The sequence below is a fragment of the Pseudoduganella guangdongensis genome (genome assembly GCF_009857475.1).
GTDB lineage: Bacteria > Pseudomonadota > Gammaproteobacteria > Burkholderiales > Burkholderiaceae_D > Rugamonas > Rugamonas guangdongensis.
Genome location: NZ_WWCJ01000023.1, coordinates 75,975 through 87,334, shown reverse-complemented (window position 1 = coordinate 87,334; position 11,360 = coordinate 75,975). Strand labels below are relative to the sequence as shown.

Annotated in this window: 12 protein-coding genes; 7 read left to right on the top strand and 5 right to left on the bottom strand. The window is 65.8% G+C overall.

The annotated features are described in order from the left end of the window. The 5 genes from GTP41_RS27855 to GTP41_RS23285 form a co-directional block, all read left to right on the top strand. The coding region (locus GTP41_RS27855; RefSeq protein WP_308700878.1) for a ComEA family DNA-binding protein at positions 1-480 on the top strand (480 nt) is incomplete at its 5' end. Positions 481-579: 99 nt separating this feature from the next. Next, a complete protein-coding gene (locus GTP41_RS23300) occupies positions 580-1,047 on the top strand; it encodes a TlpA family protein disulfide reductase (RefSeq protein WP_161027978.1) in 468 nt (155 codons plus the stop codon). A 9-nt stretch (positions 1,048-1,056) separates the two neighbouring features. Further along, the gene (locus GTP41_RS23295; RefSeq protein WP_161027977.1) at positions 1,057-1,269 is read left to right on the top strand and encodes a DUF4266 domain-containing protein; all 213 of its coding nucleotides are present in this window, start codon (positions 1,057-1,059) and stop codon (positions 1,267-1,269) included. Beyond that, a complete protein-coding gene (locus tag GTP41_RS23290; protein WP_161027987.1) occupies positions 1,269-2,387 on the top strand; it encodes a DUF3570 domain-containing protein in 1,119 nt (372 codons plus the stop codon). Before GTP41_RS23295 ends, GTP41_RS23290 begins: the two co-directional genes overlap by 1 nt. Beyond that, positions 2,357-3,283 carry an FAD:protein FMN transferase gene (locus GTP41_RS23285; RefSeq protein ID WP_371867387.1) on the top strand — a complete coding sequence of 309 codons (927 nt, stop codon included), beginning with the start codon at positions 2,357-2,359 and terminating at the stop codon, positions 3,281-3,283. Before GTP41_RS23290 ends, GTP41_RS23285 begins: the two co-directional genes overlap by 31 nt. 82 nt (positions 3,284-3,365) lie before the next feature. Here GTP41_RS23285 and GTP41_RS23280 read toward each other — a convergent pair whose 3' ends face one another. After that, positions 3,366-5,075, bottom strand: a complete 1,710-nt coding sequence (locus tag GTP41_RS23280; protein ID WP_161027976.1) for an FAD-dependent oxidoreductase — start codon at positions 5,073-5,075, stop codon at positions 3,366-3,368. 65 nt (positions 5,076-5,140) lie between these two features. On the opposite strand from GTP41_RS23280, the gene GTP41_RS23275 reads away from it, so the two are divergent. Together GTP41_RS23275 and cysM are read left to right on the top strand one after the other, a co-directional pair. Beyond that, positions 5,141-5,704: a GNAT family N-acetyltransferase gene (locus tag GTP41_RS23275; RefSeq protein ID WP_161027975.1), complete on the top strand. Its 564-nt coding sequence runs from the start codon at positions 5,141-5,143 to the stop codon at positions 5,702-5,704. 20 nt (positions 5,705-5,724) lie between these two features. Beyond that, positions 5,725-6,627 (top strand): cysteine synthase CysM, encoded by a 903-nt coding sequence (gene cysM, locus GTP41_RS23270; protein WP_161027974.1) that lies wholly within the window; start codon positions 5,725-5,727, stop codon positions 6,625-6,627. 57 nt (positions 6,628-6,684) lie between these two features. Here the strand turns inward: cysM and GTP41_RS23265 are convergent, their stop codons facing one another. The 4 genes from GTP41_RS23265 to GTP41_RS23250 all read right to left on the bottom strand — a co-directional run bounded on the left by GTP41_RS23265 (position 6,685) and on the right by GTP41_RS23250 (position 11,347). Next, the gene (locus GTP41_RS23265; protein WP_161027973.1) at positions 6,685-7,023 is read right to left on the bottom strand and encodes a hypothetical protein; all 339 of its coding nucleotides are present in this window, start codon (positions 7,021-7,023) and stop codon (positions 6,685-6,687) included. Positions 7,024-7,269: 246 nt separating this feature from the next. Further along, entirely contained in the window at positions 7,270-8,388 is a 1,119-nt protein-coding gene (gene mltB / locus GTP41_RS23260) for a lytic murein transglycosylase B (protein ID WP_161027972.1), read from the bottom strand. Further along, the gene (locus tag GTP41_RS23255) at positions 8,385-10,391 is read right to left on the bottom strand and encodes a transglutaminase TgpA family protein (protein WP_161027971.1); all 2,007 of its coding nucleotides are present in this window, start codon (positions 10,389-10,391) and stop codon (positions 8,385-8,387) included. The genes mltB and GTP41_RS23255 overlap by 4 nt, the downstream gene beginning before the upstream one ends. Next, the gene (locus GTP41_RS23250) at positions 10,388-11,347 is read right to left on the bottom strand and encodes a DUF58 domain-containing protein (protein WP_308700877.1); all 960 of its coding nucleotides are present in this window, start codon (positions 11,345-11,347) and stop codon (positions 10,388-10,390) included. The genes GTP41_RS23255 and GTP41_RS23250 overlap by 4 nt, the downstream gene beginning before the upstream one ends. Positions 11,348-11,360 lie beyond the last annotated feature (13 nt).

Genomic DNA, 11,360 nt, shown 5'->3' with positions numbered 1-11,360 from the left:
CACGGGCCCGGCAGTAGGCGCAGCCTACTGCCGGGCCCGTGTCCGAATGACAGACCTGGCACCGGTTCTTCTTTGATCTACCTCAAACCGAGCGCAGGCTATGTCAGCCGGAATGCGCTGGCTGCGTTGTGGCTGGGCGAGGTCGTCTCGCGTCCACTTTTGGAGGCAATCATGATCAGGAAACTGTTGCTCGCCGTCGCCACGCTGGTGGCTTGCATGGGCATGGCGTTGGCCCAGGTCGATGTCAATAAGGCTGACCAGGCGGCGCTGGATAGCGTCAAGGGAATCGGTCCGGCCAAGTCGAAAGCCATCATGGCAGAGCGGGCCAAGGGGGAGTTTAAGGATTGGGCCGATTTCGAGCAGCGCGTGAAGGGTATCGGCGAGAAGAATGCCATCAAGCTGTCTGAAGCGGGATTGATGGTCAATGGCAAGGCGCGCGACGGCGCTGCCGCGCCACGTAAGGAAGCGGCTCGCAAGTAAGCCTGCAGGCAGGCGCCGCTTTCTGTTTGCCTTGCCGCCTGACCAGCGCTAAGATGGTCATGGATGGTTTGGTCGAACTTGAATAGGGACGCCTGCTCAATGAAGCTCCAGTCACCACTCGCCGGCGCGGCGCTTGCGCTCGCCGGCCACGCGGCGCTCGCCGCCCCCGCGCCTCCCTTCGACTTGCCCGGCGCCCGCCTGGCCGACCTGCGCGGCAAGGTGGTGTATGTCGATTTCTGGGCCTCCTGGTGCGGCCCGTGCAAGCGCTCTTTCCCCTGGATGAATCAACTGCAGCAGCGCTTCGGCGCCGAGGGCTTGCAGGTGGTGGCCATTAATCTTGATGAAGAACGCGAGGACGCGGCGGCCTTCCTGGCCAAGGTGCCGGCGCAATTCACCATTGCTTACGATCCTGCCGGCGCCATCGCCAGGGCCTATGCCATCAAAGGTATGCCTAGCAGCGCCCTGGTGGGGCGGGATGGCCAGCTGCTTTGGCTGCATACGGGTTTCAATGATGCGGACGCGGGCCGGGTGGAAGAGCGTATCCGCGCTGCCTTGCAACAGAAATAGGAGGCGATCATGCGACGACTATCGGCCGCGCTGGCGGCTTTGCTGTTGGCGGGCTGTGCGCAATCACCGGTGCAGCCGTGGGAAAAGGGCGCGCTGGCGCAGCCGAATATGCGCTTCGATGCGAACCGGGTGGAGGGGCGCTTTGCGGCGCATACCTATGACAGCCGTGAGGCGGCCTTCGGCGCGGGCAGCGTCGGCGGCGGCGGCTGCGGGTGCAACTGATGGCGGCGCAGGGCGGTAAGCTGATGCTGGCGGCCCTGGCTTTGCCGGGGCTCGATGCGCAGGCCCAGGCGCTGCCGGACTACAGTACCCTTAGCGTGGGCTTCCTGCACTATCGCGACCAGCAGCCGGGCCTGCAGCGGGTCAAGGTGAATTCGCCGGCGCTGCATGTGAGCCTGCCGCTGGCAGGCAAGTGGCTGGTGGAGGGCGGGGCGGTGCTGGACCATCTGTCCGGCGCCACGCCGAAGTACCATACCGCCATCAGCGGCGCTTCGCGTATGGACGAGAAGCGCAAGGCCGGCGATGTGCGGGTGACGCGCTACTTCGGCCACGCCACGCTGGGCCTGGGCGCGGCGGTCTCGAACGAAAACGACTACCGCTCGCGCGCCTTTTCGTTGTCCGCTTCGCTCTCCAGCGAGGATCGCAACACCATCGCTGCAGTAGGATTTGGCGTCTCGAACGATACGATCTCGCCGGTCAACCTGCGCGTGGCGGGCGAGCGGCGGCATACGACGGAAGTCATGCTGGGCCTGGAGCAGGTGCTGGGCAAGCGCGATGTGGTGAAGGCCGACTATACGCGCAGCCGGGGGCGCGGCTACTACTCCGATCCTTACAAGAATATCGACAACCGCCCGCGCGAACGCGATACGGATGCGCTGCTGCTGCGCTGGAATCATGCGCTGGACCATGCTGCGGCGTTGCGCTTGCATTACCGCTTTTTCCGCGACAGCTTCGGCATCCGCGCGCATACCGCAGGCGCCGAGTACGAGCGCCCATTGCCGGGCGGCTGGGTGCTGACGCCGACCCTGCGCCTATACACGCAATCGGCGGCGGACTTCTATTACGACGCGGCCTATCACCGTTTGCTTGGACCGCCATTCCCCGCCGATTACGTGTTCGGCAGCACCGCCTTCATGACGCCGGACCAGCGAATGGCGGCATTCGGCGCCGCCACCCTGGGCTTGAAAGTGGCGCGCGAGGTCGGTGGCGGCTGGACGGCCTATATCAAGGCGGAGCAGTATCGCCAGCTGTCGTCCTGGCGCTGGTCGGGCGAGGGCAGCCCGGGCCTGGCGCGCTTCGATGCGCGCTCGTGGCAGATGGGGGCGGTTCGCACGTGGTGACCTGGGAAGTTGAATTCACGGCCATGGCGTCGCCGTGCCAGGTGATGTTGTGCGCGCCCAGCGCGGCGGCGGCACGCGCGCTGGCGCAACCCGCCATCGACGAGGTTCTGCGTATCGAGCGCGCCTATTCGCGTTACCGTGCCGACAGCGTGGTGGGGCGGATCAATGCGTCTGCTGGCAGCGGCCAGTGGGTGGCGCTGGATGGCGAGGCAGCGGGTTTGCTGGATTATGCCGCGCAATTGCATTCCCTCAGCGATGGGCTGTTCGACATTACTTCTGGCGTGCTGCGCCGCGCTTGGGACTTCCACCAGCCGCACCTGCCCTCAAGCGAAGAGCTGGCGCCCCTCCTGGAACTGGTCGGCTGGCAACACGTGGAGCGCCTTGCGGGCGCTGGCGCGGCGGCGGTCCGGCTGCCCGTGGCGGGGATGGAGCTGGACTTTGGCGGTTTCGGTAAAGAGTATGCGGCGGACCGCGCCGCGGCGCTGTTGCTGAAGCAGGGCGTGCGGCAGGGCTATGTGAACCTGGGCGGCGATATGCGCGTGCTCGGTCCGCAGGCGGACGGCCGTCCGTGGCGCATCGGCATCCAGGACCCGCGCGATGCGGGCCGCACAATTGCTTCCATCGATATTGCGGAGGGCGCGCTGGCCACGTCGGGGGACTATGAGCGCTTCTTCGAACTGGATGGGCGCCGCTACTGCCATGTCCTTGATCCGCGCAGTGGCCGGCCGGTCACGCACTGGCGCTCGGTCAGCGTGTTGGCGCCGCTGGCGGTGGCGGCGGGCAGCGCCAGTACCATTGCCATGCTGCAGGGCGGGTCAGCGCCCAGCTTCCTGGACGGCAGCGGATTCGCCTGGCTTGCGCAGGATGCCAGCGGCAGGATGTTCGACCGCCGCTAGCCGGACGGCGATAACGCGCTGTGGCTCTCACTGCGCGGGCATGCCACAAGGCTGCCGGTCAGCCAGCGCTTTCACTACCGCTTCAAGGGGCTGTGACGGGCAGCTGCGCCAGGAAGGCGTGAATCTGCGACACCACCGCCGCGCCTTCGCCCACGCCCGCCGCCACGCGCTTGGTGGAGCCGGAGCGCACGTCGCCGATGGCGAACACGCCCGGCACGCTGGTTTCCAGCGGCGCGCGCTGCGGCGCGTCGGCCAGCGTCATCTTGGCGCGGCACTGGTCCTTGATCGCGTCGAAGCCGGTGCGGATAAAGCCCTGCGCATCGACCTCCACGCCGCAGTCGGCCAGCCAGGCCGTATTCGGGTCGGCGCCGATGAACAGGAACAGGCGGCAGACATCGCAGCTATCGACCTCGCCGGTATCCTTGCAGCGGAAGGTCACGCGCGACAAGCCGTCGTCATTGCCCTCCAGCGCCACGATCTCGGTATGCGTGTGCAGCTCGATGTTCGGCATGGCCTTGATGCGGTCGATCAGGTAGGTGGACATGGTGGCCTTCAGGCCGTCGCCGCGAATCACCATATGCACCTTGGCCGCATGGCTGGCCAGGAATACCGCCGCCTGGCCGGCGGAATTGCCGCCGCCCACCAGCACCACTTCCTCCGACTTGCACAGCTTGGCCTCGATCGGCGAGGCCCAGAAGTAGATGCCGCGCCCTTCAAATTCGCTGATGTTCGGCAGGTCGGGGCGCTTGTAGCGCGCGCCGCTGGCCAGCACCACGGATTTGGCGCGCACGACCTGGCCGCCGTCGATTTCCACCCGCAGCGGCCAGCTGTCGCACAGCAGGCGCGTGGCTGGCGCCGGGATCGCCACTTCCACCCCGAACTTCTGCGCCTGCACAAAGGCGCGGCCGGCCAGCGCGCCGCCGGATATGCCGGTCGGGAAGCCGAGGTAGTTTTCAATGCGCGCGCTGGCTGCCGCCTGGCCGCCATAGGCGCGCTGTTCGAGCGCCAGCACCGACAAGCCTTCCGAACCGGCGTACACCGACGTTGCCAGGCCGGCCGGTCCGGCGCCCACCACCACCACGTCCCACAGCTTGTCCTCGATCTCCGGCAAAAGGCCGATGCAGTAGCCGACTTCCGCGTTGCTCGGGTTCTTTTTCACCACGCCGTCCGGGCACACCACCAGCGGCCAGTCGTCCGGGCCGGGCTGGTAGTACTCGCACAGGGCCTGCGCCTGCTCGTCGCTTTTCGGATCGAGGATGCGGTAAGGGTAGCCATTGCTGCGCAAGAAGGACTGCAGGTGGAACAAGGCCGCGTTGCCCGGCGGGGCGACCAGCAGCAGGCCGCCGCCCTCCGACTCCAGCAGGCCAACCCGGCGCAGGATCAGGGCGCGCACGATGCGCTCGCCCAGCTCCGCCTCGGCGATCACCAGCGCGCGCAGGTTCTCGGGCGACACTTCCAGCACTTCCACGTCGTCCTGGGCGGTGGCATTGACCAGGGAAGGGCGGCCGGACAGCTGCGATACCTCGGCCGTGAATTCGCCCGGGCCATGCTCGGTCAGGAATTCCGAATTGCCCAGGCCATCGTATTTGCAGATGGTGATGGTGCCCTTCAGCGTGACCAGCATGCCGAAGCAGGTATGCCCCGCCTCCAGGATGCGCACGCCGCGCGCGTACTGGCGCACCGTGCCGAAACGGTGCAGGCGCTTGATTTCCTGCGCGGTCAGCACCGGGTTGAATTGATGCCTGCGGCTTTCCAGGCTGGACGGCGTGGAAATGACTTCAGTGTCGCTCATGGGGGATGGCTCCTGTCGTATTTCAGGTAGTTTAATGCAATTGTCCGGGACTGCTATGATTTGCCATGACCTTTACCATTCGGCCGCTGCAGCCCGAAGAACTGGCCCGCTTCTTCCATTACCTGAACGACCACTTGCTGGACAACGGGCGCGATGGCGCGCCGCTGTTCCAGCCCATGTCGCGCACCAGCACCGGCTTCCCGCCGGAGAAGGTGAACGGCTTCAGTACCGGCTTGCAGGCCACGTTCGGCCAGCAGGGCTGGCGCCGCCTGTGGGTGGCGCTGGAGGGCGATGAGATCATCGGCCACATCGACCTGCGGTCGCGGCCCGAACCGGCGGCGCGCCACCGCTGCCTGCTGGGCATGGGCGTGCACCGCAACGCGCGGCGCGGCGGCCTGGGAACGACGCTGGTGGCCACCGCCGCCGAATGGGCGCGCGAGCAGGGGCTGGAATGGGTGGACCTGGAGGTCTTGTCCGGCAACGCGCCGGCACGTGCGCTGTACCGCAAGATGGGCTTTGTGCAGACCGGCGAGATCGCCGACCTGTTCCGCATCGACGGCGAGCGCCTGGGCTACGTCTTCATGTCGCTGCAGCTCCCTGCCGGAGCGGATAGAATGGGCGTTTATTAAAACAAAATACTGCAGGAATCATGGGATACAAGACTATCGCCGATACGATCGGCAACACGCCCCTGGTGCAGCTGGTGCGCATCCCGGGTGCGGACGCTGCCGCGCGCGGCAACATCATCCTCGGCAAGCTGGAAGGCGATAACCCGGCGGGTTCGGTCAAGGACCGCGCCGCCATGTCCATGCTGCGCCGGGCCGAAGAGCGCGGCCAGATCAAACCGGGCGACACCCTGATCGAAGCCACCAGCGGCAACACCGGTATCGCGCTGGCCATGGCGGCCGCCATCCGTGGCTACAAGATGCTGCTGCTGATGCCGGAAAACCTGAGCGAGGAACGGCGCCAGAGCATGGCCGCCTACGGCGCCCAGATCATCCTCACGCCCAAGACCGGCGGCATGGAATACGCGCGCGACCTGGCCGAAGCCATGCAGAAGGAAGGCAAGGGCATTATCCTCGACCAGTTTGCCAACGGCGACAACCCGCGTGCCCACTATGAGGGCACCGGGCCCGAGATCTGGCGCGATACCGCAGGCCGCGTCACCCACTTCGTGTCCGCCATGGGCACCACCGGCACCATCATGGGCGTGTCGCAGTTCCTCAAGGAGAAGAACGAGCACATCCGCATCATCGGTGCGCAGCCGGAAGAGGGCTCCTCGATTCCCGGCATCCGCAAATGGCCGGAAGCCTACCTGCCGAAGATTTACGACAAAGCGCGGGTGGACCAGGTGGAATATGTGTCGCAAGCGGCAGCGGAACGCATGGCGCGCCGCATGGCGGCGGAAGAAGGCATCTTCTGCGGTATTTCCGCAGCAGGCGCTTGTGAGATTGCGCTGCGCATTTCGCAGCAAGTGGAAAACGCGACGATCGTGTTCATCGTCTGCGATCGCGGCGACCGCTACTTGTCGACCGGGGTCTTCCCGGCATAAGCACAGCCGCGCTGCTCCCTCCCCAGGCGGGGAGGGAAACCTCCACAAAAGCTGGAATCAGCCCTTGTTTTCGGTCGAGCCGCCTTCTTTAGGCTTGAACTGCTTGTCGCTGATACGGAATTTATTGCGACGGTCACCCATCAGGTAACGCAGGTCACGGATGCTCAGGTCGGAAACCTCGTGCATGCGGATCAGCAGCGATGCGCCAACCGGCAGGCGGTGGTGGCGGATCTTGGAGATCACAGGCGGCGCCACTTCCAGAGCGCGCGACAGGGCCGCATCGTTCTTCAGGCGCAGGTTTTCGATCAGGGTGTCGAGCAGGCGGTTCGGATTGTACTGCAGCAGATCATCGCCTTCCGACTCGTTGTTGATGTCATTACCGACTTGGTTGGTCATGTCTTCTGTTCCTTCTCAAAAGTTGTCCTGCTAACGACCCTAATCCGAAAACGGATTCCTGTTTAACAAGTTTCATAATATATACACAATTGTACAACAGCGCGGTCAGCAGTACTTGCGTGCAACAAAAAATAGTATATTGCTCTCGAAACGCGTTGTCCTATCGCAACATTCTGAGAGAATTCTACCTGATTTTTTGTGTTAGGGTAATTTTGCACCCTTGTAAATCACACAAGTTACAACTTTTTACAGAGTTTCCTTCATTGAAAGCTTTACCGCCCGCCCCAGTTCCACCACTGACATGGCATAAAAATAAGACCTGTTGTACTTGGTGATAGAGAAAAAGTTATTGCTTCCAACCCAGTATTCCGTCGGTTCGGAGCCGTTTTGCAAGTCCACCAGGCCGTACAGCATGCCGGGCGGTAAGGGCGTGGCGGTGCTGACGCCGGCGGCGGTCAGCTCTTCCGCGCGGAATTTCGCGTCCAGGCCGTTGTCGATGAATTTCTCCCATGCCATGGCGGGCGACATGCTGGCCGGGTAAGCCAGGGTGGCTGGCTGCTCGCGCTTCCAGCCATGGGCCACCAGGAAATTGGCCACGCTGCCAATGGCGTCGGCGGCCGAGTTGCGCAGGTCGACCTTGCCGTCGCCGTCGAAATCCACGCCCAGCTTGTAGATATTGCCCGGCATGAATTGCGGCATGCCCACCGCGCCGGCGAAGGAGCCCACCAGCGTCAGCGGGTCGAGCCCGGTCTGGCGCGCCGAGATGATGCTTGCCTCCAGTTCGCCGCGGAAGAAGGCCATGCGCGTGTCGCGGTTGGGCGCCAGCGGGTAGGCGAAGGCCAGGGTGGCCAGCACGTCCAGCACGCGGAACTTGCCCATGTCGCGGCCGTAGATGGTTTCCACGCCGATGATGCCGACAATGATCTCGGCCGGCACGCCGTACAGCGCTTCGGCGCGCGCCAGCGTGTCGCGGTGATTGCGCCAGAACTCCACGCCGGCATTGATGCGCTGCGGTTCGATGAAGCGCGCCCTGTAAGCTTGCCAGTTTTTCGGCTTGCCGGGCGGGGCTGGCTTGACCAGCTGCACGGCGGCGTCGATATAGCGCAGCTCCAGGAACAGCTTTTCCAGTTCGGCGATGGGCACGCCGTGCTTCTGCTCCATGTCGCCCATGAACTGCTGCACTTCCTTCCATTGGCCGAAGTTGACGAACTCGCCGGTATAGTCGATGGCGGGCTTTTTCGGCGGCGCTTTTTTAACGGCTTTCTTGGCCGGCTTGGGCGGCGCGGCGGCGGCCAGCGGCGGAACGGCCAAGCCCAGGCAGGCCAGGGCCAGCAGGGTGGTGGGGAGGGTCTTTAAAAATGTCATCGGGATTGCTTCAGCAAACGGTTGAGCCGTGCGATGTGGTTATCGGGTGCTGGCGGCGCGCCATATTTGAGCGCGCCGTACAGCTCCAGGAATTCGGTCATGGCAGCCATTTTCCCGGGCGGCACTTGCAGTTGGCGCACGCGACGGCCAAGGCTGTGCGGGCCCTCGTCCGGCGCCTTCTCCAGCCCGTGGCGCGCCAGCAGGCGGCAGAAGGCGAGATAGGCGGCGTCCAGCGGGTCGCGCGCGCGGGCGGCACGTTGGCGCCGCCACAGCAGCGCCAGTGTGCCCAGCAGGGCGAGCGAAGCCGGCAGGCGCCAGGTGCCAAAGACGGTGCCAAGTTCTTCAAGGAAACGTTGCTGCCTCTTTGGATTGTAATCGAGGATCCATTGATTCCAAGCATTATTCACCGCACTGATGCCAAAACGCATCTGTGCCAGCCAGGATTCCCGGTCGCGCGACAGCTCGGCCAAACCTTGCAAGCCGAAAGGCACGGACTGGGGCAGGGCTTGCGCCAGGTTGCTGCGGATGCGTTCCGGCGCCACGGCAGCGGTCGGGTCGACGCGTACCCAGCCGCGTTGCGGGCCGAGCCAGACTTCGCTCCAGGCATGGGCGTCGGACTGGCGCACGGTGTAATAGCCGTCCACCGGGTTCAGCTCGCCGCCCTGGTAGCCGTTGACCACGCGCGCCGGCAGGCCGGCGGCGCGCATCAGGTAGACGAAGGCGCCGGAGTAATGCTCGCAAAAACCCTTGCGCGTGTCGAACAGGAACTCATCGACCGCATCGCGCCCCAGCAGGTCGGGCTCCAGCGTGTAGACGAAATCGCGGCGGAAGTTGTCCAGCGCGGCCGCCAGCACGGCATCGTCGCCGCGTTCCGCGCGCAGCGCCTGCAGCTGCGCGCCATAGGCCAGGGTGCGCGGGTTGAAGCCTGGCGGCAGGCGCAGCCAGGGCTCCATTTGCTGCGGCGCCAGGCCGGCCTGCGCAATGTGTTCGGGGTAGCCCACGCCGCTGTAGCGCAGGCGTTTGTCGGCCGGGGCCTGCACCAGGGTTTCCAGTTCGTCGGTGTAGGCGGTGTGCGCGTCGCTGCGGGTGGCTTCCAGCGCGCTCAGTTCCAGCGTGAACAGGAACTGGCGGCGGCCGGGTTCCAGCGTGACCTCGTACGGATAGGCGGTGCCGCGCCACTTCAGCTGGCGGCGCATGCTCAGCATGCCGTTGCGGTAGAGCTGGCGGCCGGTGCGGCTCCAGGTGCGCCCGTCGTAGTGGCTGAGCACCGGGCCGCGCCAGTACAGTTGCGGCGGCGGCGGGGTGGCGCCCTCGAAGCGCGCGCGGAAGGCGATCTCGTCGGACAGGGCCAGCTTGCTCATGGAGCCGGGCGACATGGTGTCGGACATGCCGCTCCGGCCGCTGGTGGCGTCGCCCGGCAAGCCCCATAACGGGCCCTGGATGCGCGGGAAGGCGATGAACAGCAGCACGCCCAGCGGCGCCGCCACCAGGAACACGCGCCCGGCCAGTTTGAGGCGCGCGGCCAGCGGCGGCACCACGCCAGTGAACTGGAACGTGACCTGGGTGGTCAGCAAGACGATGATGGTGGCGACCATGGCCAGCGCGGTCAGGATCGATTGCGAGTAGAAGAAGTTCGTCAACAGCAGGAAGAAGCTGAGGAAGATCACCACGAACAGGTCGCGCCGCGCATGCATTTCCAGCAGCTTGAGGGTGAGCAGCAGGGCCAGCATGGTTACGCCCGGCTCGCGCCCGAGCAGGGTGCGGTAGTTCAGGTAGACGCCGGCCATGGCCAGCAGCGCCACCGGCAGCAGCAGCCACAGCGGCGGCAGGCGGCTGCCGCGCAGGGTGATGGCGGCGCGCCACAGCAAGGTGGCGCATACCATGGCCGACGTCCACAGCGGCAGGTGGGCGAGGTGCGGCGCCAGCACCATCAGCGCCGCCAGCAAGAGCAGCAGGGTGTCGGATTTGTCGCGCGTGAGCGGGCCGACCAGGCGGGCGATCATGCGCCCTCCTTGCCGTACAAGGCCAGGGCGCGCAGGCAGGCGGCGCAGTGCGCCTCGCCCTGGCCTTGCGCAATCTGGCGGTGCCCCACGCTGAGGGCGTAGGGCAGGGCGCGCCGTTCCGCCTCCAGCACCCAGGCGGTCAGGCGCGACAGGCGCAGTTCAATGTCCAGGTGGTAGGGCAGCTGGTTCAGGTCCAGCAGCAGGTCGGACACGGCGCCGCCTTCGAAATGCTTGCTCACCAGGTTGCCGCCGTCGGCCGGGTGCAGGCGCGCGATCTGGCGCCAGGCCAGGTGCTTCATCGGGTCGCCCGGCTGGTAGTTGCGAATGCCGGCGAAGTTATCCAGGCCCACGGTGCCGTGCCCGTCCTCGCGCGCGGCGCCGGTGGTGGGCAGCGGCGGCGGCGCCGCTTCCGGCTGCGGATAGGCCAGCACTTTCAGGTCCGGCTGCCAATAGGCCCAGGCCCCGAACAGGCCCAGTGGAAAGCGCGTGAACAGGCGCACGCGCGGCGCCGCCAGCCAGCCGCGTTCCTTGCTGGGGCGCGACAGCACCAGGGTGGCGCTGCTGCCGGCCGCCACGTCGATCGCCTGGCGCGGTTCGCCCTCGTCCTGGAAACCCAGCCAGACGGCGTAACGGTCGCGCCGCGTGGTGTTGCGCACATTGAGCTCGAACTGCGCCTCGTCGCCGGCAAACACCGGCTGGGCGCGGCCCGGCGCCAGGTGCAGCAGGGCCAGGTTCTTGGCCGTCAGGTACATGTCGACCAGGGCGCAGGAGCCGGTGAAAAAGGTGAGCGCGAAGCCCAGGCCCAGGTTGTAGTTGACAGAGCCGATCAGCATGATCAGCAGCAGGCCGACAAAGGCCATGCCGGGCCGGGTCGGCAGGATGAAGACGCGCCGCATCACCAGCTGCACTTCGCCCGCTTCCTTGTCTTTGAGCTGGAACAGCCAGCGGTCAAGCATCTTCCGCGCTGGG

Coding starts and splice junctions, on each gene's coding strand:
- GTP41_RS23300 (WP_161027978.1), top strand. CDS start 580: ATGAAGCTCCAGTCACCACTCGCCGGCGCGGCGCTTGCGCTCGCCGGC.
- GTP41_RS23295 (WP_161027977.1), top strand. CDS start 1,057: ATGCGACGACTATCGGCCGCGCTGGCGGCTTTGCTGTTGGCGGGCTGT.
- GTP41_RS23290 (WP_161027987.1), top strand. CDS start 1,269: ATGGCGGCGCAGGGCGGTAAGCTGATGCTGGCGGCCCTGGCTTTGCCG.
- GTP41_RS23280 (WP_161027976.1), bottom strand. CDS start 5,075: ATGAGCGACACTGAAGTCATTTCCACGCCGTCCAGCCTGGAAAGCCGC.
- GTP41_RS23275 (WP_161027975.1), top strand. CDS start 5,141: ATGACCTTTACCATTCGGCCGCTGCAGCCCGAAGAACTGGCCCGCTTC.
- cysM (WP_161027974.1), top strand. CDS start 5,725: ATGGGATACAAGACTATCGCCGATACGATCGGCAACACGCCCCTGGTG.
- GTP41_RS23265 (WP_161027973.1), bottom strand. CDS start 7,023: ATGACCAACCAAGTCGGTAATGACATCAACAACGAGTCGGAAGGCGAT.
- mltB (WP_161027972.1), bottom strand. CDS start 8,388: ATGACATTTTTAAAGACCCTCCCCACCACCCTGCTGGCCCTGGCCTGC.
- GTP41_RS23255 (WP_161027971.1), bottom strand. CDS start 10,391: ATGATCGCCCGCCTGGTCGGCCCGCTCACGCGCGACAAATCCGACACC.
- GTP41_RS23250 (WP_308700877.1), bottom strand. CDS start 11,347: ATGCTTGACCGCTGGCTGTTCCAGCTCAAAGACAAGGAAGCGGGCGAA.